At 72.1% G+C, this 24,331-nt stretch carries 22 protein-coding genes; 13 read left to right on the forward strand and 9 right to left on the reverse strand.

Annotated features, from left to right (window positions below):
- Positions 1–59: 59 nt before the first annotated feature.
- A complete protein-coding gene (locus HMPREF2863_RS00205) occupies positions 60–1,145 on the reverse strand; it encodes a hypothetical protein (RefSeq protein ID WP_070637101.1) in 1,086 nt (361 codons plus the stop codon).
- A gap of 195 nt (positions 1,146–1,340) precedes the next feature.
- On the opposite strand from HMPREF2863_RS00205, the gene HMPREF2863_RS00210 reads away from it, so the two are divergent.
- The gene (locus tag HMPREF2863_RS00210; protein ID WP_067191641.1) at positions 1,341–1,772 is read left to right on the forward strand and encodes a DUF3151 domain-containing protein; all 432 of its coding nucleotides are present in this window, start codon (positions 1,341–1,343) and stop codon (positions 1,770–1,772) included.
- A 7-nt stretch (positions 1,773–1,779) separates the two neighbouring features.
- Entirely contained in the window at positions 1,780–2,424 is a 645-nt protein-coding gene (locus HMPREF2863_RS00215; protein ID WP_070637102.1) for a thymidine kinase, read from the forward strand.
- 275 nt (positions 2,425–2,699) lie between these two features.
- On the opposite strand, the gene HMPREF2863_RS00220 is transcribed toward HMPREF2863_RS00215, so the two are convergent.
- The 3 genes from HMPREF2863_RS00220 to HMPREF2863_RS00230 form a co-directional block, all read right to left on the reverse strand.
- Positions 2,700–3,320 carry a hypothetical protein gene (locus tag HMPREF2863_RS00220; RefSeq protein WP_070637104.1) on the reverse strand — a complete coding sequence of 207 codons (621 nt, stop codon included), beginning with the start codon at positions 3,318–3,320 and terminating at the stop codon, positions 2,700–2,702.
- A gap of 86 nt (positions 3,321–3,406) precedes the next feature.
- Complete coding sequence (locus HMPREF2863_RS00225) at positions 3,407–3,607, reverse strand: hypothetical protein (RefSeq protein ID WP_070637106.1); 201 nt, start codon at positions 3,605–3,607, stop codon at positions 3,407–3,409.
- Positions 3,608–4,095: 488 nt separating this feature from the next.
- The gene (locus HMPREF2863_RS00230; RefSeq protein ID WP_083315114.1) at positions 4,096–5,970 is read right to left on the reverse strand and encodes an alpha/beta hydrolase; all 1,875 of its coding nucleotides are present in this window, start codon (positions 5,968–5,970) and stop codon (positions 4,096–4,098) included.
- Between the two features lie 152 nt (positions 5,971–6,122).
- Between HMPREF2863_RS00230 and HMPREF2863_RS00235 the strand changes: the two genes are divergently transcribed.
- The gene (locus HMPREF2863_RS00235; RefSeq protein ID WP_070637108.1) at positions 6,123–6,731 is read left to right on the forward strand and encodes a hypothetical protein; all 609 of its coding nucleotides are present in this window, start codon (positions 6,123–6,125) and stop codon (positions 6,729–6,731) included.
- A 98-nt stretch (positions 6,732–6,829) separates the two neighbouring features.
- On the opposite strand, the gene HMPREF2863_RS00240 is transcribed toward HMPREF2863_RS00235, so the two are convergent.
- On the reverse strand, positions 6,830–8,221 hold the full coding sequence (locus HMPREF2863_RS00240) for a short-chain fatty acid transporter (protein ID WP_371327609.1): 1,392 nt from the start codon (positions 8,219–8,221) through the stop codon (positions 6,830–6,832).
- A 195-nt stretch (positions 8,222–8,416) separates the two neighbouring features.
- On the opposite strand from HMPREF2863_RS00240, the gene bioB reads away from it, so the two are divergent.
- The 4 genes from bioB to bioD are packed head-to-tail and all read left to right on the forward strand — an operon-like array spanning position 8,417 to position 14,208.
- Positions 8,417–9,658: a biotin synthase BioB gene (gene bioB, locus HMPREF2863_RS00245; RefSeq protein WP_070637110.1), complete on the forward strand. Its 1,242-nt coding sequence runs from the start codon at positions 8,417–8,419 to the stop codon at positions 9,656–9,658.
- Positions 9,659–9,665: 7 nt separating this feature from the next.
- Positions 9,666–11,054 (forward strand): adenosylmethionine--8-amino-7-oxononanoate transaminase, encoded by a 1,389-nt coding sequence (gene bioA / locus HMPREF2863_RS00250; protein WP_070637112.1) that lies wholly within the window; start codon positions 9,666–9,668, stop codon positions 11,052–11,054.
- Positions 11,051–13,519: an aminotransferase class I/II-fold pyridoxal phosphate-dependent enzyme gene (locus HMPREF2863_RS12240; RefSeq protein ID WP_070637114.1), complete on the forward strand. Its 2,469-nt coding sequence runs from the start codon at positions 11,051–11,053 to the stop codon at positions 13,517–13,519. Before bioA ends, HMPREF2863_RS12240 begins: the two co-directional genes overlap by 4 nt.
- Positions 13,501–14,208, forward strand: coding sequence for an ATP-dependent dethiobiotin synthetase BioD (gene bioD / locus HMPREF2863_RS00260; protein ID WP_070637116.1), 708 nt, complete (start codon positions 13,501–13,503; stop codon positions 14,206–14,208). Before HMPREF2863_RS12240 ends, bioD begins: the two co-directional genes overlap by 19 nt.
- Before the next feature lie 173 nt (positions 14,209–14,381).
- On the opposite strand, the gene HMPREF2863_RS00265 is transcribed toward bioD, so the two are convergent.
- The 3 genes from HMPREF2863_RS00265 to HMPREF2863_RS00275 are packed head-to-tail and all read right to left on the reverse strand — an operon-like array spanning position 14,382 to position 15,896.
- Positions 14,382–14,618 carry a hypothetical protein gene (locus tag HMPREF2863_RS00265; RefSeq protein WP_070637118.1) on the reverse strand — a complete coding sequence of 79 codons (237 nt, stop codon included), beginning with the start codon at positions 14,616–14,618 and terminating at the stop codon, positions 14,382–14,384.
- Between the two features lie 19 nt (positions 14,619–14,637).
- Positions 14,638–15,171 carry a hypothetical protein gene (locus HMPREF2863_RS00270; protein ID WP_070637120.1) on the reverse strand — a complete coding sequence of 178 codons (534 nt, stop codon included), beginning with the start codon at positions 15,169–15,171 and terminating at the stop codon, positions 14,638–14,640.
- On the reverse strand, positions 15,168–15,896 hold the full coding sequence (locus tag HMPREF2863_RS00275) for a hypothetical protein (RefSeq protein ID WP_141756322.1): 729 nt from the start codon (positions 15,894–15,896) through the stop codon (positions 15,168–15,170). The genes HMPREF2863_RS00270 and HMPREF2863_RS00275 overlap by 4 nt, the downstream gene beginning before the upstream one ends.
- A gap of 165 nt (positions 15,897–16,061) precedes the next feature.
- On the opposite strand from HMPREF2863_RS00275, the gene HMPREF2863_RS00280 reads away from it, so the two are divergent.
- The 6 genes from HMPREF2863_RS00280 (at position 16,062) to HMPREF2863_RS00305 (ending at position 23,215) form a co-directional block, all read left to right on the forward strand.
- The gene (locus HMPREF2863_RS00280; RefSeq protein WP_070637124.1) at positions 16,062–17,351 is read left to right on the forward strand and encodes an adenylosuccinate synthase; all 1,290 of its coding nucleotides are present in this window, start codon (positions 16,062–16,064) and stop codon (positions 17,349–17,351) included.
- A gap of 370 nt (positions 17,352–17,721) precedes the next feature.
- Complete coding sequence (locus HMPREF2863_RS00285; RefSeq protein ID WP_070637126.1) at positions 17,722–18,900, forward strand: acetyl-CoA C-acetyltransferase; 1,179 nt, start codon at positions 17,722–17,724, stop codon at positions 18,898–18,900.
- A 29-nt stretch (positions 18,901–18,929) separates the two neighbouring features.
- The gene (locus HMPREF2863_RS00290) at positions 18,930–20,543 is read left to right on the forward strand and encodes a fatty acyl-CoA synthetase (protein WP_083315116.1); all 1,614 of its coding nucleotides are present in this window, start codon (positions 18,930–18,932) and stop codon (positions 20,541–20,543) included.
- On the forward strand, positions 20,540–21,754 hold the full coding sequence (locus HMPREF2863_RS00295) for an acyl-CoA dehydrogenase family protein (protein ID WP_070637128.1): 1,215 nt from the start codon (positions 20,540–20,542) through the stop codon (positions 21,752–21,754). The genes HMPREF2863_RS00290 and HMPREF2863_RS00295 overlap by 4 nt, the downstream gene beginning before the upstream one ends.
- 32 nt (positions 21,755–21,786) lie before the next feature.
- Positions 21,787–22,575 carry a carbon-nitrogen hydrolase family protein gene (locus tag HMPREF2863_RS00300; RefSeq protein ID WP_070637129.1) on the forward strand — a complete coding sequence of 263 codons (789 nt, stop codon included), beginning with the start codon at positions 21,787–21,789 and terminating at the stop codon, positions 22,573–22,575.
- A 148-nt stretch (positions 22,576–22,723) separates the two neighbouring features.
- Complete coding sequence (locus tag HMPREF2863_RS00305) at positions 22,724–23,215, forward strand: hypothetical protein (protein ID WP_067192159.1); 492 nt, start codon at positions 22,724–22,726, stop codon at positions 23,213–23,215.
- A gap of 398 nt (positions 23,216–23,613) precedes the next feature.
- On the opposite strand, the gene HMPREF2863_RS00310 is transcribed toward HMPREF2863_RS00305, so the two are convergent.
- Positions 23,614–24,264, reverse strand: coding sequence for an IclR family transcriptional regulator (locus HMPREF2863_RS00310; RefSeq protein ID WP_067192157.1), 651 nt, complete (start codon positions 24,262–24,264; stop codon positions 23,614–23,616).
- Between the last annotated feature and the right edge of the window lie 67 nt (positions 24,265–24,331).

The following is a 24,331-nucleotide window of genomic DNA, read 5'->3' on the forward strand; positions in this document are numbered from 1 at the left end:
GCCGCTCACCTCGCAAGGTGAGCGGCCGCCGTCGTGCCGGGAGGGGGCCCTCCGGGGTGTCAGTCGTCCTCGACGACGCGCGGGGGCTGGCCCGGGGCCACCGGGCCCGGAGCGCCCTCGGGGCGGTCGATCATCGAGTGGGTCGGCAGGTCCTCCGGGTCGGACTCGCCGGCGGGGATCTTGCGGGCCTCCTCGAGGGTCTTCTCGTCCATCTGGTAGTCCATGAAGAACGGCGAGGCCTTGCCGATGACGTCCTGGTACGTGGAGGGGTCCTTCAGGACGGTGTCCGCCAGGTGGTCGCGGGCCTCGGTGACGATCGTGGTGCTCTCGGCCACCGGGGAGTTCTCGATGGCGGTGAGGCCCTCGTTGGCGTCGCCGTAGCCCTCCATGGCGCCGAAGGTGATGGACACCATCTCGGTGCCGTCGTCACTGCAGGCCCAGCCGGTGCGCTGCGGCATCAGCGGGGCGCCGTCGGCGCCGCCCTTCATGCCCGGGCGCACGAGGGCCATGAGGCCCTTGTTGGTCTCCTCGTCGAACGTGTACTCGTCCGCGATGGCTGCGGGCTCCGGCTTGCACCACTCGAGGCGCTCGTCGTTGAGGTTGTGCTGGTAGCGGACCATGGCCATCGGCATGCCGTTCTCCGCACGGGTGGAGCTGGTGAAGGAGCAGCTCATGAACTCGAGGTTCTCGTCGCGGGAGGCGAAGAGCTGGGCGATGGACATGGCGGACGCGTTCGGGATGTGCGTGGCCACGGCGTCCAGGGTGCCCTGGTCCAGGACGTCGCGGGCGCAGTCCATCACGGACACGGTGTCCTGCTTGGCGGAGGCGATCGAGATCCAGCTGCCGGTGGCGGCGCCGTCGGTCACCCCGGGGCCGTCGGTCTCGAGCGCCTCACGGGGCTGCGGGCGGCGGGTGCCGGCGGCGGCGCTCGACGCGGCGGCCTCGGCCACCTTGGAGGCGGCCGCGGCGGTCGGGTCGAGGCTCTCGGACGGGCTCGGCTCGGAGGCCTCCTCGGTGCCGGAGGAGGGCGCACCGTTCGGGTCCTCCTGGTCTGCGACGCAGCCGGAGAGCACGAGTGCCAGCGCGGCGGCGCCTGCGCCCAGGGGCAGGAGGCGGCGTCGTGCGGCGGTCGAGGCCTTGGCCATGGAGAGCTCCTTCGAAGACAGTGGGCGGTGCCGGGAGGGCACATGCACTGACCCACGGTACCGGAGAAGCCTGGAAGCGGCCCGGGGCCGCCGGGCGAGCGTGGATACACTTTCGGAGAACCCCGCCGCCTGCTGACGTGCATCCCCGTATGTGCGGTGCGGGCGGACCCGCAGACAGCACAGGAGGAGATCGCCATGTCCGAGTCGCTGATCGGCAAGAACCTGATGGAGCCGCCGGCCACCCTGCTCCCGGAGGAGCCCGAGGTCCAGGCTCGCATCGAGGCCGGAGACCTGCCCGAGGACATCGTCCCGGTCGCCCCGGACTCCTCGCTCGTGTGGGCCATGATGGCCGAGGACGCCTGGAAGGAGGGCCGTACGGTCGACTCCTACGCCTACGCGCGGGTCGGCTACCACCGCGGCCTCGACGCCCTGCGCCGCTCCGGATGGCGCGGCGCCGGCCCGGTGCCCTACTCCCATGAGCCGAACCGTGGCTTCCTCCGCGCCCTCTACGCCCTCGGCCGGGCAGCCGCCGGCATCGGCGAGTCCGAGGAGGTCCAGCGCATCGGCACGTTCCTGAACGACTCGGACCCGTCGGCGAAGGAGCAGATCGAGAAGGCGCAGGGCTGACGCGCACGTGGCCAAGCTCTACTTCCGCTACGGGGCGATGAACTCCGGGAAGTCCACCGGCCTGCTGCAGGCCGCCTTCAACTACGAGGAACGGGGCCAGCGCGTTCTGCTGGCCAAGCCGCAGGTGGACACCAAGGGGGATGACGAGATCGTCTCCCGCCTCGGCGTCTCCCGCCGCGTGGACTTCCGGATCCGCCCGGACGACGACGTGGTGCAGCTGTTCCGCGGCCACGCCTCTGGGGAGGATCCGGACGCCCTGGTGGACCGCCTGGAGGGCGTCCCCCCGGTGGCGTGCCTGCTGGTGGACGAGGCCCAGTTCCTCACCCCGGGTCAGGTGGACGACCTGCTGCGGATCGCCGTGGAAGAGGGGGTGCCCGTGCTCGCCTACGGCATCCGCACCGACTTCCGCACCCATTCCTTCCCGGGCTCGGCACGGCTGATGGAGCTGGCGCATTCGCTGGAGGAGCTGAAGACCATCTGCCGGTGTGGGAAGAAGGCGCTCTTCAACACCCGCAAGGCCACCGACCCCGCCACGGGGGAGGAGCACTACATCTTCGAGGGGGACCAGGTGGCCATCGACGGCGTCGAGGTGACCTACGACTCCCTCTGCGGCGGCTGCTACCTGCGCGAGTCCGGTGGCCGGCTGGGCTGAGGCGGCGCTCTCTGCGCCGAGCCAGAAGAATCGGCTGCTTCGAGGCTCGGCGAAGGGGCCGATTCTTCTGGCTCGCGTGAGGCGGAGGTGCGTGTTGTCAGGGAACTCCCAGTGCTGGTTCGGTCTCCGTACACCGGCGCTTCGTAGGCTGAAGCCACCTCATCAAGGTGCGAGTGATGACGGGCGAGGGGCCCCGGAGTTGATCCGGGGCCCCTCGTCCTGTCCGGTTCAGTGCGGTGAGGTCAGGGTTCCGCGTGGGACTGTCAGGGGTGTGGTCAGTGTGGGCGGAAGGGTGATGCGCCTTCGGGTCCGGTGGGTGCGGGGGTCTGGGTGGACTCCGGCAGGGGGCCGGGCTGGCCGGTGAAGTCCTCGAGACTGTCGGTGTCGGCGTAGCCGTCACCCACGGCGCCGTACTGCGGGTCCAGCTCGGAGCGGACCATCTCGTGGCCGTCGGGCATGTCGCGGCAGATCCCGCGGACGTGGTTGATGACGATCAGTGTCCCGTCGCGGTCTTCGTCGAGCAGGACGGTCATGACCATGTTCTGTCCGTCGTGCTTGCCGCCGAGCAGGCGGGTGCCGTCGAAGTTGCCTTCGGCGTCGACGTCGGCGGGGTCTTCGGCCAGGGTCCAGCCCTGTTTGTCGGCTTGGGTGCGGATGTGGTCGGCGACCTTGTGGGCGGTGTCCTCGGAGTCGACAGCGACCACGGCGCGGGCCATCCAGGACGTTCTCTCGACGGTGGACGGATCGCCTGGGAGCGCTCCGGTGCAGGTCCTTTCGCGCAAGTGGGTCACCGATTCTGCTCCCATGGCGCGGGCGATGTCGGGGAAGGTCTTGTCCAAGAACTCCCCGTCGGCGGTGGACAGGGCCTCCGCCTCGGCGGACTGTGAAGCGGTCACGTCTTCTCCTGGGTCGGGTGCACACGAGCTGAGAGCCACCAAGGCCACGCCTGCCGCGATGGCCCGTATGGAAGCGGATCGGAATGTCAACGGATCACCTCGTCGTAGGGGCGCTTGAATTCGTCGAAGCCCTCGCTTTCGGTGATCTCGGGGTGGTCGTCTAACCCGTCGATGAGCACCGGAGCCTTGGGATTCGCGCTGTAGTCGAGCCGGTCAGGCAGCTCAGGGACGAGCTCATCCTCGTAGATGAAGGCCTCGATGTTGGCGCGAGACGTAGAGCGCGGCACCCACAAGTCACTGTGTCCCCGGGACGATTGCCACCTTCACCACCGGGCTCTCCCCCTTGTGTTCTCCCTTGCCTCACTGTGGTGTTCGCGCTCAGTGCGGGTCAAGCTGTTGTGCCCCGCCCCGTCCCATCACTGATCGGTGCCGCCCGCGGGCGTGCCGTCGGAATCCTCCCACTCGTGGCCCATGAAGGTCTGTACCGTCTCGTGGTGCCCGGAGGAGCCCACCAGCAGGCTGTGGCCGGCTGGGCTGAGGCGGCGCTCTCTGCGCCGAGCCAGAAGAATCGGCTGCTTCGAGGCTCGGCGAAGGGGCCGATTCTTCTGGCTCGCGTGAGGCGGAGGTGCGTGTTGTCAGGGAACTCCCAGTGCTGGTTCGGTCTCCGTACACCGGCGCTTCGTAGGCTGAAGCCACCTCATCAAGGTGCGAGTGATGACGGGCGAGGGGCCCCGGAGTTGATCCGGGGCCCCTCGTCCTGTCCGGGCAGCGACGTTCAGCGCGGCCGGAAGTCGGTGCGCAGGGCCCGCTGGATCCGGACCACCCGCTCATCCGACCACTCCTGGCCCAGCACCGCGGCCCAGTAGGGCACGACCTCCTCGAAGTACTGGTGCCCGTGGCCGCCGTCGGTGGCGACGGACAGCGGCTGGTCCATGCCGACCTGCCAGAACGTGGCCCACGGCGTCCAGGTCAGGTTCGGGGAGACGTCCCGGCCCACCTTCTCCTCCATCCAGTCCGGCTCCGAGACCAGCAGGTCCGGGTCCCACCAGACGATTGGGTCCGAGGCGTGCTGGGCATAGACGACCCGGGGATGCTCCCACTCCGCGTAGGGGCCGCCGTAGTAGTCGTGGCCCAGCTCCTCGGGGCGGGTGACGAACCGGACGTGCCGCCCGTTGTCCACCACGGGAGCGATCTCCGGGCTGCCCGGCCGCCGCTGCTCCGTGAACTGCTGCCACAGCGGCGTGAACCGCGGGGTGCCGCTGAACACGGCGCCGTCGACGTCGGCCATGAGCTCCTCCGGGGAGTCGAACGCGCCCTGCATGCCGTAGGACCCCAGCGACTCGCCGCTGACCACCAGCAGCGGGCGACGGTCCTCGGGCAGCTCGAGCCAGGCGTCGTGGACGGCGTCGAAGAGCGCGCGGCCGGCCTCCGGAGGGGACTGCCGGTCGGAGACGTAGGCCAGGGCCGAGGAGAAGTAGGAGTACTGCAGGGACACCGTGGCGCAGTCCCCGCCGGCCAGATACTCGACGGCGCCGGCAGACCAGCCCTGCACGAAACCGGTGCCCGTCGTGGTGGTCACGTGCACGACGGACCGGTCGAAGGCGCCGGTGCGCTCCATCTCGGCCAGCACCGCGTCGACCGCGTCCTGGAGGGTGGGGTTGCCCTCCTTGCCGGCGTACAGGCGGATCGGCTCCTGAGCCGGCTGCCCGGTGATCTCTGCGATGCGCTCGCGACGGGCGCCGTCGGCGACGAACACCTGACCGTCCCGGCCGAGGCTCTCCCAGGACTGCGTGGACTGCGGCGACCCGGAGCGCTCGGGCTCGGCCGGCCGGGTGCGTCCGGGGGCGGTCTCGGCGTTGAGCTGCGCGGCGGAGGACAGGGCGGCGTTCATGCCTTGTCGGTACAGCACGCCCTCGGAGAGCCAGGTCACGGTGGTGAGCACGACGACGGTGGCCGCCGCCGTCGCCAGGACCCCGGGCAGGAAACGGCGAGCCAGGTGGCGGACTTTCCACCAGGCCAGCGCCAGCAGACGGACGAGCAGCAGCACCACCCCGGCCAGCGCGAGCCCCGCGGCCACGCCGGCCAGTTGCGATCCGGCCCCGTTGCTGCGCAGACCCACCAGCTCGGCGGTGAGCTCCTGTTCGCGCAGGCTCCACACCCAGATGGCGACGGTGACCGCCGTGAGCAGTACCGTCCAGCCGAGGCGGATAAGCCAGTCCGACAGCGGCGGCAGGGTGATGCGCAGACCGATGCGGCGGGCGATCCACGCGCTCGCCCGGCCCACGAGGTCGCCGACCAGGTAGCCGAGCACGGAGCTCAGCCCCACCGCGACGGCCGTCATCCACCAGGTGCGGGGCAACAGACTGGGACTCAGGGACACCCAGAGCATCACGAGGGCGAGGGTCATGCCCGGCTGGGACAGACGCAGCAGGAAGCGCTGCCGTCGGTCCAGGACCTTCAGGGGGCCCACCGGGTACACCACGTCCGGGGCGTCCGGCGCGGGCGGGCGCCACCACGGGCGAGAGCCGCCGATGATGCGGTGACTGCCGACGGCGGCGTGACGACCGTGCCGGGCCGCCGTCGAACCCGCGCCCGACGGGGGCAGCTCGGCCGGAGCGTCGGAGGGCGGATCGGTCGGGGCGGCGGCCACGGCGCCAGGCTAACGACGTCGTCCCGCTGCGGCCAGTGCTGGGCGGCTCCGTCCCGGGACGGGCGCTGCGGAGGCCGTCGGAGATGGGGCAGAGTGGCTGTGGAACACGGTGCGTGGCACGTGATCAGCGCGCCTGGATGGAAGGAGGATGGATGAGTGAGCAGGGCATGGAGCGGGTTTCGCTCGCAGATGTGCAGTTCCCTTTGCGGGTGCGGGTGCGTACTGGTGTGTGGGCGCCGGCGTTCGTGATGGCGGTGGTGCTGTGGGCGCTGTTCGTGCCGATCATCCTGGGGGTGCCGTCGTCGTTGTTCGAGGCGGACTCGGCGATGTTGCCGTTGCTGCGGGTGTTGGCGGGGGTCGGGTTCCTGCCGTTGTCCTTGTATGTGGCCTACACGTGGATGGCGTGGCGTCGTCCGCGGCATCTGACGGTGGATGAGGAGGCGGTGTGGACGGATTCGTGGCGGGTGCGTTGGGAAGACGTCAGGTCTGTGTGGTTGAACCCGACGCATGGCCAGGCTCCGGACAAGAAGACGCAGGTCGGTTTCATGGTTGAGGACCACGCCTGGACGGATGAACTGCGGCGGGGGAACCGGTGGGACTCGGGGTATCCGTTCGGTCTCGGGGGTCTGTTGCCGAGGGACAACTTGGTCTTGACGCAGTTCGCCACGGATCCGCCGATCCAGTCGTTGTTCGGGCTGTTCGAACAGTTGCGCATGCAGGCCCGTGGTGAGAAGCCGGACGACGCGACCGCGCATGGGTGACGCCGCGGGGTTCGACGGCGTCTCGACCACTTCCCATGCCGCGGCCTCTGCGGCAGCCGACGCCCGTCACATCTGCACCGAGGAGTTCGCCGGCCGGGTCAGAGCGAGACGAGCAGCAGCGTCGCCGCGAACACCAGGCCGGAGGCGATGAGCACTATCGTGGTGTAGCCGAGGATGTCGCGCATCTTCAGCCCGGCGATCGCCAGCAGCGGGATGGCCCAGAACGGCTGGATCATGTTGGTCCACTGGTCGCCGTAGGAGACGGCCATGATGGTGACGGCCGGGTCCACGCCCAGCTCGGCGCCGGCGGAGAGCATGATCGGGCCCTGCACGGCGAACTGGCCTCCGCCGGAGGGGACGAAGAAGTTCACCAGGCCGGCTGCGAGGAACGCGAACAGGCCGAAGGTCACCGGGTTGGAGACGGAGACCAGGGCGTCGGACAGCACGGTGATCAGCCCGGTGGCGGTCATCATGCCGAGGATGCCGGCGTACAGGGGGAACTGCAGCAGGATCTCGCCCACGTTCGAGGCGGCCTTCGCCGTCAGCGCGATCAGCTCGTGGGCCGAGCGGGTCAGCAGCAGGATCAGGGCGAGGAAGGACCAGTTCACGATGTCCAGGGTCAGGGTCCCGCCGAGCACGAAGTGGCGGACCAGGTACACGGCCAGGGCCAGACCCACCAGCAGGGTGGGGACGCGGGAGGCGTCCAGGCGGTCGGCCGGCGTCTCCAGAGGGGCCGCCTCCACCTCCTGCTTCTCAGCCTTCTGCGCGGGAAGCTCGATGATCCTCGTCTCGCCGCGCGGGGCGATGAGGTAGAGGGTCAGGCCGACCACCAGGACCGTCGCGGCCGCGGCGAGCATGTTCCAGGTGGAGAACACGGTCTCGGTGATGGGGACGGTCTGCCCGCCGAGGGACTCGGTGAGGAAGGAGCCTTCGGTGGCCGCGGTGAGCGGGCCGGAGGCCGAGTAGCCCATGTGCCAGACCACGAACCCGGCGAAGCCGGAGGCCACGAGCATCGGGAAGTGCAGCTGCACGCCGCGGTCGCGGCCGCGGGCGGCGACCTCGCGGGCCATCAGCGCGCCGACCACCAGGCCGAGGCCCCAGGTGATCAGCGCGGCCGCGGCGGCCACCACGAACACGAACAGGTAGGACTGCAGCGGGGTGCGTGGGATGCCTGCGAGCCAGGACAGCAGGCGGCGGACCGGCCCGGTGTTGGCCAGGATGTGGCCGAGCAGCAGCACGAGGGCCATCTGCGTCATGAACTCGAGCAGTCCGGCCAGGCCCCCGCCCCAGCCGTCCAGGACCTCGAGGGGCCCGGCCGGGGTGAGTGTCAGGCAGAGGATCGCGACCAGGAAGGTGAGCACGATCGTGAACATCAGGGAGGAGGGGATGAACCGCTCCACCACGGTGTTGACCGGGCGCATGGCTCGGGAGAAGACGTTCCCCTCGGCGGGGGTCTGCGCGTCGGAGCGCGCGGGGGCGGACGTGGGCATAGAGGGCTCCCTCCGGTGCGGGCGGGCAGGGGCTTCCATCGAACCCCCTCGAGTGACTCAGGTCACTCTAATGGAGGGATCCCCGCTGCGACGGCCGCCCCCGAGGGCGGCGAGGCGGGTTGATGAACAGTGTTCAATGATCCTGCTACAGTGCTGGGCATCACATCGCCGTGACCGACGACCCCGAGGTGCCCCATGACTCCTGCCGTTCCGCAGACCCTCGCAGCCCAGCAGACCGCCGCCGGCCTCCTCGACCCGGAGACCCTCGTGGACCGCATCGAGGCGGGCCACGTGCTCACCGCTGAAGAGGCCGTCGCCGTGCTGGACGCCCCGGACGCGGAGACGTTCCGCATCGTCGCGGCAGCCTCGCGCCTGCGCGAGAAGCACTTCGGCCGCACGGTCAAGGTCAACTATTTGGTCAGCCTCAAGACCGGTCTCTGCCCGGAGAACTGCACCTACTGCTCCCAGCGGCTCGGCACCGAGGCCGAGATCCTGCGCTACACGTGGCTCAAGCCGGAGGAGGCCGTCCGCCAGGCGGGCCTGGGCATCGCCGGCGGCGCCTCGCGCGTGTGCATGGTGGCCTCCGGCACCGGTCCCACGGACCGCGACGTCGACCGCGTGGCCGGCATGGTCGGCGACCTCAAGGCCCAGCACCCGGACGTCGAGGTGTGCGCGTGCCTCGGCTTCCTCAAGGACGGCCAGGCCGAGAAGCTCAGGGACGCCGGCGTCGACGCCTACAACCACAACCTCAACACGGCCGAGTCCCACTACGAGTCCATCTGCACCTCGCACACCTACGAGCAGCGCGTGGACACCGTGCAGCGTGCCGGCGCCGCCGGCCTGTCCTCCTGCAGCGGCCTGATCGCGGGCATGGGGGAGACGCACGAGCAGCTCGTCGAGGCCGTCCTCGCGCTCCGCGACCTGGACTCCGACTCCATCCCCGTCAACTTCCTCATGCCCTTCGACGGCACCCCGTTGCAGGGCCACCAGCAGCTCACGCCCCTCGAGTGCCTCCGGATCCTCGCCATGGTCCGCATGGCGTGCCCGGACAAGGAGCTGCGCATCGCCGGCGGCCGCGAGATGCACCTGCGCTCCCTGCAGCCGGTCGGCCTGCAGGTGGCCAACTCGATCTTCCTCGGCGACTACCTCACCTCTGAGGGCCAGGACGCCGAGGCAGATCTGCAGATGATCGCCGACGCCGGCTTCACGGTGCTCGGCGCCGAGGAGCGTGCACAGCAGGCCGCGACCGACGACGGCGGCCCGGCCGGCGGCTGCTGCGGCGGCACGGACGACGCCGGCCCGTGCGGCTCCGGTGCGGCCGTCGCCTCGGCGGCCAGGGCCGCGGAGGACGCTCGACCCGACACGGGCTCCGAGGGCGCCGTGAAGCCCGAGCTGCGCCGTCGGGGCGCGGGCACGGCCGAGCCCGCCAACGCCTGAACGCACCGTGACCGCTCCCGCTGAAGCCGGCCTCCTCGACCGCGACGCCGCCCACCTCTGGCACCCCTACGGGGCCGCCGGCGCCCACCAGCTCTACGCCGTGCACGGCGCCCGGGGCGTCCGCCTCGACCTCGAGGGGCCGGGCGGGGAGCGTCACCGCGCCATCGACGCGATGGCGTCCTGGTGGTCCGTGGTGCACGGGCACGGGCACCCTGTGCTCGTCGAGGCACTGACCCGGCAGGCCGCGGCCTTCCCGCACGTCATGTTCGGCGGGCTCACGCACGCGCCCGCCGTCGACCTGGCGGAACGGCTCGTCGCGCACACCCCCGCCGCGCTCGAGCACGTGTTCCTCGCCGACTCCGGCTCGGTCTCGGTGGAGGTCGCGCTCAAGCTCGCCCTCCAGTACCAGGCGACGCGCGGCCGTCCCAGCCGCCGCCGATTCCTCACGGTCCGCGGCGGCTACCACGGGGACACCGCCGCGCCCATGGGCGTGTGCGATCCCGTGGACGGCATGCACGCGGCCTTCACCTCGCTCGTGGCTCGGCATCTGTTCCTGCCCCGTCCGCCGGCGGCACGCTGGATGCCCGAGGGCGTCGCCGCGGCACCCACGGCGCCCGACGCCGTTCCGGCCGGCCACTGGGAGGCCGACGACGCCGCCTTCGCCGCGTGGGAGGACGAGGCCCGCGCCTTCACCGCCGCGCACGCGGACGAGATCGCCGGCGTGATCCTCGAACCCGTGCTCCAGGGGGCGGGGGGCATGCGCGTCTACGACCCGCGCTGCCTCGCCGTGCTGCGCGAGCTGTGCGACGAGCACGGGCTCCTGCTCATCGCCGATGAGATCGCCACCGGTTTCGGCCGCACCGGCCGCTGGCTCGCGTGCGAATGGGCCGGCGTCGTTCCGGACGTGCTGTGCCTCGGGAAGGCGCTCACCGGCGGCACCATGACGGGCGCGGCCATGCTGTGCACCGCCGAGGTGGCCGAAACGGTCTCCCGACGGGAACGGGGCATGCCCGGGGCGCTCCTCCACGGGCCCACGTTCATGGGCAACCCGCTGATGTGCGCGGTCGCCTCCGCATCCCTCGACCTGCTCACCGACCCGCGTGACGGCTGGGCCGCCCAGGTGCCCCGCGTCGAGGCCGGACTGCGCGCCGGGCTGGCGCCGGCCACCGATCTTTCCGCCGTCACCGACGTGCGGGTCCTGGGCGCGGTCGGCGTCGTGGAGCTGGACCGGACCGTGGACGTCGAGCCCGTCACTCGGGCCGCCGTCGCCCGCGGTGCGTGGGTACGCCCCTTCCGGCGGCTGGTGTACGTGATGCCGCCCTACGTGAGCACCGACGACGACGTCGCCACGATCTGCGCGGCCGTCACCGGGGCCATCGGGGAGGTCTGCGCATGAGCACCGCCGAGGCCGTCGCGGCCACGAGCACGCCCGCCGACCCGTGGTCCTCGTGGCTGCGCTCCCGGGCCGACGTCCGCGCGCGCCGCGGCCTGGAGCGCCGCGCCGACCCGCCGGAGCCGGGCACGCCGTCGTCGGACGTCGTGGACCTGGCCGCCAACGACTACCTGGGCCTGGCCGCCCACCCGGACGTGCGGGCCGCCGCGCGCGTCGCCACCGAGGGGCCGGTCGGGGCGCGGGCCTCCCGCGTGGTGACGGGGACACATCCGGCGCACGCCGACCTCGAGTCCGCCGCCGCCGCGCTGGCCGGCGCGGATGCCGCCCTCGCCTTCTCCTCCGGCTACACCGCGAACCTCGGCGTCCTCGGTGCCCTGGCCGGGCCGGGCACCGCCTTCCTCCTGGACGAGCACGCCCACGCGAGCCTGCGCGACGGCGCCGCCCTCGCCGCCACCGCCCGCTCAGGGGCCTTCACCTCCTTGCCGGGCGCGTCGGTCACCACGGTGGAGCACAACAGCGTGCCCGCCTTCCGGGCCGCCCTCGACCGGCTGCGCGCCGAAGGGCGGGCGCGACGGATCGTGCTGGTGGTCGAGTCCCTGTACTCCGTGCTCGGGGACGAGGCCGACCTGCCCGCGTTGGCCGCCCTGGCCGCCGAACACGGCGCCCTGCTCGTGGTGGACGAGGCCCACTCGCTCGGCGTGGTGCCCGGCGGCAGCCGCGCGGGCGCCCTGGGACTGTGGGCGGGGCAGGCGCCCGTCGTGGTCACCGCCACCTGCTCGAAGGCCCTCGGCGGACAGGGCGGTCTGGCCCTGTTCGGCGGACCCGACGCGCCGTCCTGGCGCGACCACGTGCTGAACACCGCCCGGACCTTCGTCTTCGACACGGCCCTGGCCCCCGTGCTCGCCGCCTCCGCGGCGGCCGCCTGCCGGATCGCCGCCACGGGAGAGCCCGCGGCGCGGCTCGCGCGGGTCCGGGAGACGGCTGTGGACGTCCTCACCCGCCGGCCCGAGCTGGCCGGGCACGTGGAGGTCGGGGCGGGGGCCGTCCACTCGATCCGCATGCCCGGACCGGAGCAGGCCGTCGCCGCGGCCGCGGAACTGCGCGCGCACGGTGTCCTCGTGGGATGCTTCCGCCCGCCCAGCGTGCCCGACGGCGTCGCCCGCCTCCGCGTGAGCGTGACCACCGCCGTCCCCGAGCCCCGGCTGCGGGCGGCGCTGGAGGCGGTGGCGAGCGTGGCCGCCCGGGCGTGGGGTGCGTCCACGGGCTGTCCGTTCTCCCACGGTGACCCGCGGCCGGAGGCCGTGCGCGGCGACCACCTGCGGATCTCCGATCCCGCCGACCTGCGGCGCGTGCTCACCGACCCCGGGACGTTCGCCTCGGACAACGCCCTCACGGCGGTCGTCCCGCTGAGCGGCCCGGCCCGCCGCATCCTCGCCGCTGCCCGCTTCCGGCTGCCGCCCGTGCTCGCCTCCGCCGGCGGGGAGGAGCACCGGGCGGTGCGTCGCGTCGTGGCACCGTTCTTCTCCCCGGCGAAGGTGCGCGAAGCCCGCGGCCGGATCCTCGCGACCGCCCGGACGGCCCTCACGGCCGCCCTCGCAGACACCGGCCGCGCAGGCGGGGCCGTGGACCTGGCGACCACCGTGGCGGCAGCGGTCCCGGCGCGCGTGATGTCCGCCCTGACCGGCGTGCCCAACCCGCCCGAGGCGCAGCTGCACCGCTGGAGCGCCGACTCCCTCGAACTGTTCTGGGGCTGGCCGGACGAGGACCGCCAGCTGCGGCTCGCCCGCTCCGCCGCCGACTTCCACCGGTGGCTGCGCGGGGCCGTCGTCGAGGCGCGCGGGGACGACGCACAGCCCGGCAACCTGTTCGCGGCGCTGCACGAGGCCGGCGTCGACGACGAGCGGATCGTCTCCCTCGGCTACTTCCTGGTGATCGCAGGGCAGGAGACCACCCGGCTGCTCATCTCCACCGCGCTCACCCGCGCCCTGGCCGACCCCGCCCGCTGGGCCGCGCTCGGCGCCGGGGCGGACGGGGGCGCCGGAGCCGATGCGGCGGAGGCGGCCGCGGCCGAGCTCGTGGCCGAGTGCCTCCGGACGAGCTCCTCGGTGCCCACCTGGCGGCGCCTCGCCACGGCGGACGTCCGCGTCGGCGAGCACGAGATCCGCGCCGGCGACGAGCTCCTGCTGCACCTCAGCGGCGAACAGCACGATGACGCCCGGCTCGCCTTCGGCTTCGGCCTTCATCGCTGCCTCGGGGCCGGGCTCGCGGAGCTCGAGACCGCCCTCGTGGTCCGCGAGGTCGCCCGCCTGCTGCCGGGCGCCCGGCTCACCGGGCCTCCGGCGACGTGGCTGCGCCTGCTCTCCTTCCAGGCACCGCAGCACGTGCTCGTGACGCCCGGACCGTGGCACGGCGGCGAGGACACCCGAATCGAGCAGAGTGGAGTGGACGCATGCGCATCGAGGTCGTGACCGGCACGGACACGGACGTCGGCAAGACGTGGGGCACCGCCGCGCTCGCGGCCCGTGCCCTGGCGGCTGGGCTCCGCGTGCACGTGGACAAGCCGGTGCAGACGGGCGTCGCTTCGGGAGAGGCGGGCGACGCCGAGGCCGTCCGAGACCTGGTGGCCGCGGCCGCCGCATCCGGCGCGCTCGACGCCGCCGCTCCGGCCCGCCTGACCGTGTCCGAGGGGGCGCGGGTCGGCCCCGCGATGGCCCCCGTGGACGCCGTCGCCCACGCGGGGGAGGGGACGCCCCCTCTGCCGTCTCTGGGTGAGCAGCTGGGCCGTTGGCGGCGCCTCGCCGCGGGCGTCGACCACCTGCTCATCGAGGGCGCCGGTGGGATCACCGTGGCGTGGACCGAGGCCGACGAGGGGCCCGTGGACGCCGTGCGCGCGCTGCGGGCGGCCGGGCTCGAGGCGGGGTTGACGGTCGTGGCGCGCCCCGGGCTGGGCACGCAGAACCACGCGCGCCTCACGGTGGAGCACGCCGCCGCCCGTGGCGTGGCGCCGGAGCGGATCCTCGTCAGCGGCGTGGCCGCGGACCCAGACCCCGTCGAGCGGGCCAACCTCGTGTTCCTGGCCCGCCTGGCCGGCGCCCACGGGGCGGTGCTGGAGACGGTGCCGCGGGGCACCCCGCCGCGCGTCGTGCCGGAACGCTGACGGCCATCAAGGCGAGGCCGCACACGAGGCCGACGTCCATCGCGGTGCTCTTGCCGAGCAGGTCCATGAGCACCGGGGTCGTGGCGCCGGAGTCCGGGTGGTCGCCGCCGTCGGGGAAGATGATCGCGGCCCGCGCCCACGGCAGCACGGCCCAGGGTCGCCACGTGCCCACGCTAGGGCCCTTCCGGGTGCGGCGGGATGGCGAAGCCGGCGGCCACGAGGAACACGAACAGGTAGGACTGGATCGGCATGCGCGGGATGCCTGCGAGCCAGGACAGCAGGCAGAGGATCGCGACCAGGAAGGTCAGGACGATCGTGAACATCAGGGAGGAGGGGATGAACCGCTCCACCACGGTGTTGACCGGGCGCATGGCTCGGGAGAAGACGTTCCCCTCGGCGGGGGCTTCCATCGAACCCCCCTCGAGTGACTCAGGTCACTCTCATGGAGGGATCTCCGCTGCGGCGGAGGCAGGTGGCGATCGCCGCGATGCCGCAGGCGGCGCTGCCGAGCAGCAGCGGCGGGCTGAGCCAGAGGGCGAGCACCTCGTCCGAGGTGCCCAGCGCGTCGGCCAGGAGGCTGGTGGCGAAGAAGGAGCCGTCCCCGCCGGGGGCGTCCGTGTAGTCCGGGTGGACGAGGATCGCGAGCACGCCGAGCACCCAGCATGCCGTCAGCAGATGCCGCAGCCGCCTGCCGAGGACGACGCCCGGCGTGGGCTCGTGCTCCGGGTTCGCCCGCGGGAGCCTCCAGAGCGCGGCCGCCACGGCCGCGCCGCAGAGGGCATGCGGCAGGCCGAGGACCGCCAGGTAGAGCCCGCTGATCCAGCCGAAGCCCACGAAGACCGCGCGCAGCAGTACCACCGCCAGTGGCAGCAGGACGAAGGCGACGGTGATCGGCAGCAGCAGGTTCGTGCGGTCGTGGCCCACGGAGGGCTGGCCGTGGGCGCCGCCGCCGGCGGTGCTCACCGGCGCTCTTCCGGTCGGTCGTGGGGGAAGGCCGCGGTGGCGCGGGCCGGCACCGGGGCGGGCATCGGGGCGGCGTCGGCTGCGGGTGCCCGCAGGCGCCGTACCAGGCAGAGGAGGACCGCCGCGGCGCCGCACAGCAGGGAGACGGCGGCCAGGGTCAGGCCGACGGCCATTGTGATCTCGGCGGCGAGGTCGTATCCCCAGAGCTGCTCGGCGACGGGCAGGGCGACTGCGGACTCCGGGGCGTCGCCGGCGTCCGGGAGGATCGCCGGTCCGGCGACGCCGGCGGCCCAGCAGACGCAGAGAAGGGCGGTCAGCGGGGCACCGAGCCGGATGCCGGAGCGACGCTCGTGCACCGTGTTCACGCGGGGGAGCATCAGCAGGGACAGTCCGACGGCCAGCCCGCCGAACGCCTGCAGGGCCACGCCGAGCATGATGTAGAGGAGCATCATCCACCCGGCCAAACCGTTCATCGCGCGCAGCGTCACCACGATCACCGGGATCGCCAGGAAGGCCAGCGTCACGGCCCACACGACCGGCACCCGCCACAGGCCGACGGACGGACCCCGCAGAGGCGGAGCGGGGTAGGCCCGTTCCCGCGCGTACGGATCGTGGGCGGCGGGATCGTCGGAGCGGGGGTCGTGGACGGCGGCCCCCGGGGCACGCCGGCCCTGGAAGTGCGGGTCATCGGGGTCCGGGTGCGCCCCCGTCTGCGGCAGGCTCATGGTGTCCAGCATAGAGAGCGGGGCGGGTCCGTCATACCCCGAAGTGTGTCATGCGTCACGCTGGTAGACTCCCCGTGCAAGGGCTCCCTGCGCATTGCACGGAGCATTTTCCATGTTCGGGCCCGTGATGCGGCAGCGTCCTCCGGGCCCTGTAGGAGAGATGACATGCCAGCGATCGCTATCGTCGGCGCCCAGTGGGGCGACGAGGGCAAGGGCAAGGCCACCGACCTGCTGGGGGGCCGCGTGGACTACGTGGTCAAGCCCAACGGCGGCAACAACGCCGGTCACACCGTGGTGGTGAACGGCGAGAAGTTCGAGCTGAAGCTGTTGCCGGCCGGCATCCTGTCCCCGAACGCGGTCCCGGTGATCGGCAACGGCGTGGTCATCAACCTCGAGGCGCTGTTCCAGGAGATCGACGGCCTCGAGGCCCGCGGCCACTCCTGCGCGAACCTGAAGATCTCGGCCAACGCCCACCTGGTGGCCCCGTACCACCAGACCATGGACAAGGTCACCGAGCGCTTCCTCGGCAAGCGTGCCATCGGCACCACGGGCCGGGGCATCGGCCCCACCTACATGGACAAGGTCGCCCGCCTCGGCATCCGTGTGCAGGACGTCTTCGACGAGTCGATCCTGCGGCAGAAGATCGAGGGCGCCCTGCGGCAGAAGAACGAGCTGCTGGTGAAGCTCTACAACCGCCGTGCCGTCACGGTGGACGAGATCGTGGAGTACTTCCTGTCCTACGCGGACCGCCTGAAGCCGATGGTCGTGGACTCCGTGAACCTGCTCAACGACGCCCTGGACGAGGGCAAGGTCGTGCTGATGGAGGGCGGCCAGGCCACCTACCTGGACGTGGACCACGGCACCTATCCGTTCGTGACCTCCTCCAACCCGACCGCCGGCGGGGCGTCCGTGGGCGCGGGCATCGGCCCGACCCGTTTCTCCCGGACCATCGGCATCGTGAAGGCCTACACCACCCGCGTGGGCTCCGGGCCGTTCCCCACCGAGCTCTTCGACGAGATGGGCGAGAAGCTGCGCACCACCGGCGGCGAGTTCGGCGTGAACACAGGCCGCCCGCGCCGCACCGGCTGGTATGACGCCGTCATGGCGCACTACGCCGCCCGCATCAACGGCTTCACCGACTACTTCCTCACCAAGCTGGACGTGCTCACCGGCATCGAGAAGATCCCGGTGTGCGTGGCCTACGACGTGGACGGCGTGCGCCACGACCGCATGCCCATGACCCAGACCGAGTTCCACCACGCGAAGCCGATCTTCGAGTACTTCGACGGCTGGACCGAGGACATCTCCGGCGCCCGCACGCTGGAGGACCTGCCGGAGAACGCGCAGAAGTACGTGCAGGCCCTGGAGGAGATGTCCGGCTGCCGGATCTCCGCGATCGGCGTCGGCCCGGGCCGCGACCAGGTGGTCCAGGTCCACGACCTGATCGAGGACTGACGAGCCTGCCGTGGGCAGGGCGCCTCCGCCGACCGGGCGGGGGCGCCTTGCTGTTGCACGCTCCTGCGCTGCAGGCGCCGGCGCTCCTTCCCGACGACGGTCCCTCGCCTCCGCCTGGGTCCCTCGGCTCCGCCGGGGGCACTTGCCCCGCGGCCTGCCGACGCGGTCGCCGCCGGTCCGGGGGCATGCTGTGCCCGGGGCCGCCACCGTGGGGGCGCGGCCGTGTCCGCACTGTGGAACGGGCCTTGGTGTGCTGTGCGCCACAAGGGTTAGCCTCGATTAACCGAACCGGTCGGCCGCAGTCCCTCCGGGCGTCCTGCGCCCGGGGGCGTGTGCGAGCCGCCCGAGCCCTCGCTACGTAAGGAGCTCCATGGCCGAGGCCTACATCATCGACGCCGTCCGCACCCCGGTGGGCAAGCGCGGCAAGGGGTTCGCCCAGGTCCACCCGCTGGACCTCGCCGCCGTCCCGCTGCGCACTCTCCTGGAGCGCCACGGGGACAGGATCGGCGACTCCGCGAACGTGGACGAGGTGATCCTCGGCTGCATCGACCAGATCGGCCCGCAGGCCATGGACATCGCCCGCAACGCCTGGCTCGCCGCCGGCGGTTCCGAGGACGTGCCCGGATCCACCATCGAACGTCAGTGCGGCTCCGGCCAGCAGGCCGTGCACTACGCGGCCCAGGCCGTCATGTCCGGCACCTCGGACCTGGTGATCGCCGGCGGTGTGCAGTCCATGTCCGCCGTCCCGCTGGCCACGTCCAACGTGATCGCCAAGGACCTCGGCTTCCCGGACCCGTACACCGGCTCCGAGGCCTGGGCGGCCCGCTACGGGGACGAACAGATCTCCCAGTTCCGCGGCGCGGAGATGATGGTGGAGAAGTGGAACATCACCCGTGAGCAGGCCGAGGACCTGGCCGTCCAGTCCCACGAGCGCGCGCTCGCCGCCCAGGCGGCCGGCCGCTTCGACCGCGAGATCGTCCCCTGCTTCGGCGTCACCGCGGACGAGGGCCCGCGCACCCCGGACCGGGAGAAGATGGCCTCCCTGCAGCCCATCTCCGAGGGTGGGATCCTCACCGCGGCCAGCGCCTCCCAGATGTCCGACGGCGCCGCCGCCCTGCTCATCGCCTCCGAGGCCGCCGTGGAGAAGCACGGGCTCACCCCGCGCGCCCGCATCCACCACCTCTCCGCCCGCGGCGCCGACCCGGTGATGATGCTCTCCGCCCCCATCCCGGCCACCGCCTACGCCCTGGACAAGGCGGGCATGACCATCGAGGACATGGACGTCGTCGAGATCAACGAGGCCTTCGCCTCCGTGGTCCTCGCCTGGCTCGCCGAGACCGGCGCCGACCCGGCCAAGGTCAACCCCAACGGCGGCGCCATGGCCCTCGGCCACCCCATCGGCGCCACCGGCGCCCGCCTGATGACCTCCCTGCTGCACGAGCTCGAGCGCACCGGCGGCCGCTACGGCCTGCAGACCATGTGCGAGGGCGGCGGCCAGGCCAACGTCACCATCATCGAGAACCTCAACGCCGGCACCCCGGCCGCCTGACACCTGCCCGACGACAGAAGGACGCCTCCATGACCATCGCCCACGATGTCACCTCGTTGGTGCCGGCCTCCGCGTACCAGTTCGGCCTGACCCACCTGCTGGACCGCAGCGCGGCCGCCTACCGCCGCAACACCGCCACCCGCTTCGGCGAGCGGTCCCTCACCTACGCCGAGCTCGCCGCCGCCGTGGACCGCACCGCCCGGGGCCTGCAGCGCCTCGGCCTGAAGCCCGGCGACCGCGTCGGCGCGTTCAGCATGAACTCGGACCTCTACCTGATCCTGTTCCTGGCCGCCGCCCGCGCCGGGCTCATCCATGTGCCCGTGAACTCGGGCCTGAAGGGCGGCGAGCTCGCCCACATCCTCAACGACTCCGGCGCCACCGTCCTCGTCGTGGACAAGGCCCTGGCATCCCTGGTGGACGAGGTGCGGGCGAGCGGCAAGGTGGAGTCCCTGGCCGTCGTCGTGCCCTTCCAGAAGGGGGAGCAGGCGGAGGAGAATGCCGCCGGCATCACCAGCCTGGAGGAGCTCGCGCTCGACGAGACTCCGGCCGGTGCCGCCGAGGGGGCCGAGCCGTTCCCGCAGGTGCACTCCGAGGACCCGGTGCAGCTGCTCTACACCTCCGGCACCACCTCCGCCCCGAAGGGTGCCGTGATGACCCATCGCGCGCTGGTGGCGGAGTACGACTCCACCCTGATCGCGCTTGACTTCACCGAGGAGGACCGCCCGCTGATCGCGATGCCGCTGTACCACTCGGCGGCCATGCACGTCTTCGCCATGCCGTACCTGTCCCTCGGCGCGACGCTGCGGATCATCGAGAAGCCGGACATCGGTCAGATGCTGCAGCTGGTGCAGGACGAGCACATCGGCTCCCTGTTCCTCGCCCCCACCGTGTGGGTGCCGCTGGCCAATCGCGAGGACCTCGGCGACTACGACCTGACCTCCCTCACCAAGGCCCAGTACGGCGCCTCGATCATGCCGGTCACCGTGCTGCAGCGCCTGCGCGAGGCGTTCCCCAAGCTCGGCTTCTACAACTGCTTCGGCCAGTCCGAGATGGCCCCGCTGTGCACCGTGTTGCGCCCCGAGGAGCACCACGCCCGCCCGGCCTCCTGCGGCCGCCCCGCCCAGCACGTGCAGGTCCGCGTGGTCGACCCCACCGGCGAGCCCGTGCAGGTCGGCGAGCCCGGGGAGATCCAGTACCGCTCGCCGCAGCTGTTCTCCGGCTACTGGAACAACCCGGAGGCCACCGAGGCCGCGTTCATGGACGGCTGGTTCCGCTCCGGCGACCAGGTGACCCAGGACGAGGCCGGCTACATCCAGGTGGTGGATCGCATCAAGGACGTCATCAACACCGGCGGCGTCCTCGTGGCCCCGCGTGAGGTGGAGGACTGCGTCTACGAGGTGGAGGGCGTGGCCGAGGTCGCCGTGATCGGTGTCCCGGACGAGCGCTGGATCGAGGCCATCACCGCCGTGGTGGTGCTCAAGGACGGCGCCCAGGTCACCGAGGAGCAGGTGATCGCCCACGTCAAGGAGAACCTCGCCGGCTTCAAGGTGCCCAAGTCCGTGGAGTTCGTGGACGAGCTGCCGCGCAACCAGTCCGGAAAGCTGCTCAAGCGCGTGCTGCGCAAGGAGAGGAGCGAGGCGTGAGCCTGACCCCGGAACTCGACATCGACGTCCGCGCCCCGCTGGACACCGACTTCCTCGGCGCCTTCGCCGACGCCACGGAGGCCGACCGCGCCGCTGCCGCGACGGCCCGTGAGACCGTCACGCCCATGCTGGACGAACTGGCCGAGGCCTGGCACAACGGCGAGTACCCGGTGCACCTGGTGCAGCAGGTGGCCGCCGCCGGCCTCATCACCGACGGCGTGGCCGTGGCGGGCATGGACACCCTGTCCCCGCTGGCGGCCGGCCTGGTGACCATGGAGCTGTCCCGCCTGGACGGCTCGCTCGCCGCGGCCTGCGCCGTGCAGGGTGGCCTGGCCCTGCGCTCCGTCGTGGAGCTCGGCTCCGAGGAGCAGAAGGCGGCGTACGCGCAGAGGCTGGCCCGCGGCGAGCTGCTCGGTGCCTTCGCCCTGACCGAGCCGGAGCACGGCTCCGACTCCGTGGCGCTGGAGACCACCGCCCGGAAGGTCGCCGGCGGCTGGGTGATCGACGGCCAGAAGAAGTGGATCGGCAACGGCGCCGCCGGCGGGATCACCCTCGTCTGGGCCCGGGACGAGGAGGGTCAGGTCCGCGGGTTCATCGTCCCGCAGGAGACCGAGGGATACTCGGCCGAGCCGATCGTGCGCAAGGGCGTGCTGCGTGCCCTCCACCAGTCCCTCATCACCCTGGACTCGGTGAAGGTCGGCGATGAGGCCCTGCTGCCGGGCGCGAACTCCTTCGCGGACACCGCCCGTGTCCTCGAGGCCACTCGCGTGAACATCGGCTGGTCCGCCCTCGGGCACGCCACCGCCCTGTTCGAGGGCGCCCTGCAGTACACGCAGGCGCGCGTGCAGTTCGGCAAGCCGCTGGCCGCCCAGCAGACCGTGCAGGAGCGGCTGTCCCAGATGCTCGAGGCCATCACCTCCATGCAGCTGCAGGCCGCCGCCGTGGCCCGGCTCCAGGCGGCCGGGCAGCTGCGCGGTGAGCACGCCTCGATGCTGAAGTACCACAACACCCGCGCCGCACGCCGGGTCGCCGGCATCGCCCGGGACCTCATGGGCGGCAACGGCCTGCTGCTGGAGCACGGCATGATCCAGCACTTCGCGGACCTCGAGGCGCTGCACACCTACGAGGGCACCGAGACGGTGCAGTCCCTCATCATGGGCCGCCGCCTCACCGGACACTCCGCCTACGGCTGGGCGAGCGCCAAGGCCTGATCCGACGGTGGGGCGGACGTTACGCTGGCCACATGAGGATCAGCGTCGGACAGTTCCGCCCCACCGGAGTCATCGAGGAGAACCTCGAGGTGCTCCGTCGGCTCACCGCCCAGGCCGCCGAGGAGGGCGCCGGGCTCGTCGTGTTCCCCGAGGAGTCGATGCTCACGCAGCGCCATCTCGTCACGGACACCTTCGAGGAGGCCGTGGACACCGAATGGGGCGAGTTCGTCGCCGCGCTCAAGGACATGGCGCGCGAGTACGGGATCGCGATCATCGCCGGCGGATACGAGCCCTCCGGGACCCCGCGCCCCTACAACACCCTCGTGGCCGTGGACGGCTCCGGTGCCGAGCTCGGCACCTACCGGAAGCTCCACCTCTACGACGCGTTCAAGCACAAGGAGTCGGACACCATCACCCCGGGCGACCGGGACCTGCTGTCCGTCCGCATCGGCGAGCTGACCTTCGGCCTGCTCACCTGCTACGACCTGCGCTTCCCGGAGCTGTCCCGCAAGCTCGCCGTGGACGGCGCGGACGTGCTCGTGGTCCCGGCCGCCTGGTTCAAGGGCGACCACAAGGTGGACCACTGGCAGACCCTGCTCAAGGCCCGGGCCGTGGAGAACACCGTCTGGGTGGTCGCCGCGGACACCTGCTCGGACTCGACGATCGGGCACTCGGCGATCGTGGACCCGCTGGCCCTGCCGGTGGCGGCGTTGGAGGACGAGCGCGAGGCCCTCGTGACCGCCGAGGTCACCCGTGACCGCATCGAGGACGTCCGCTCCTTCCTGCCGGTCCTTCAGAACCGGCGCACCGACGTCCTCTGACCTGCGGGCGACCGGCGGCATCACGGGCCGGACGCCATGATTCCCGGCCCGGGACCCGGTGGCACTAAACTGGGGCACAGAACTCTGGGCGCCTGCGGGCGCCCGGCGCGCAGAGGGCCCCGGAGGCGGGGCGGATGGGAGACCAGCAATGAACACGAACACCACCGTCGCCACCCGTGGCGGCGCACGCCCGGTGCCGGCCGAGCCGATCGTCCCGCCGAGTCTGCCGGTCAACGCCTGGGGCATCACCAACCGCATCGTGATCGTCGCGGCGATCGTGCTGATGGTCGCCGAGTTCGTCCAGCTCTTCACCACCCGGCCCGACGGCCTCGTGGTGCTCGGCGAGGGCGGTGTGGGCTTCGTGCCGCTCATGCTCTCCCTGTTCTTCGCCCTGATCGGCGGTTCCCTCGCCGGCGTCGTCGCCTCGTGGGTCGTCAACGTCATGGGCGGCTACGGCCGCAACGCCGGCCGCTACGCGATCGGCGGCCTGGTCGGCGGCATCGTCTCGGTGCTGTTGCTGATCATGATCTTCTCGAACACCGCCGCCGAGAACTCCGGCTGGGTCCTGCTGATCGGCATGCCGGTCGCCGGCCTGATCGGCGGCCTCTGGGCCGGCATCAGCTCCGCCCGTCGCCACTGAGCGATAAGCGGGTCGTCACTCGCCCCTGCGCGCCGCCTCACTCGCACCGCGCGCTCGCACCGCACGACGGCGCCGTTCCCCCGACGGAGGGGAGCGGCGCCGTCGTCGTCTGTGGGGCCTTGCTCGACGGGCATGACGAAGGGCCCCGGTCCGGCTTTCGCCGGTCCGGGGCCCTTCGCTGTCATCACTCGCACCTTCGATGAGGTGCTTTCAGCATAGGGATCCTTCGTGGAGGTACCAGGGGAGAACTCTGGGAATTGTCTGAAACCGGGTCACCGTGCGGTGACGGCCCGCTGTGCGCCGTCCTCGCCACGCGCCTGGGTTCCGGCCCTGTGCGCCGCGTGTCCCGACGACGGCACCGACGTCCGGACTGTGCGGCGCCTCCTCGAGGGCCCGCCTCACCGCCCGGAGAGGGCGTCCGCGATCTGCGCGGTCGCCTCGACGAGGGCCTGCCGGCAGCTCTCGGCGAGCTCATCGGTGCAGCGGTAGGTCGGCACGAGCGTGGACAGTGCGCCCACGGGGGAGCCCTGGACCGTGATCGGAGCGGACAGGGCGGTGACGTCCCGTTCCACGGTGTCCTTGATCATCGCGACGGAGTCGGCCTCGACCTCGCCGCGGAGCACGGCCCCCACGGCGGTGCCGTCGAGGGGGACGGTGCGGCCGACCCAGTTGGTGTGGCGCACGGAGTGGGTGCCCTCCACGATCGCGATGTAGACGGCGGTGTCGGCTGCGCCCGGGATCGCCAGGTACACGGACTCGCCGGTCTTCTCGGCGAGCGCCCGCATGGGCTCGCCGGAGAGTTCCACGAGCGGCTCGCGGGTGAAGGCGCGTGCACCGAGGCGGATCAGCTGTGCGCCGGGGCGGTAGCGGCCGTCGTCGTCGCGGGTGACGAGGCCGGCGCCCTCAAGGCTGCGCAGCAGACGCAGGGCCGTGGAGGGGGCGAGGTCGGTCTGCCGCGCGGCGTCGGACAGGGTCAGCGCGGAGCGCTCGGTTACGGCGGCCAGCAGGTCCAGGGCGCGGTCCACGGTGCGCGTCGAGGCGGAGGGCATGGAGAAAGCCTATACAAGGGGTTGCGCGCGCCACACCGGGAGGGTTTCAATGGATGGAAGGCATACG

Source organism: Micrococcus sp. HMSC067E09 (assembly GCF_001812555.1).
Taxonomy (GTDB): domain Bacteria; phylum Actinomycetota; class Actinomycetes; order Actinomycetales; family Micrococcaceae; genus Micrococcus; species Micrococcus lylae.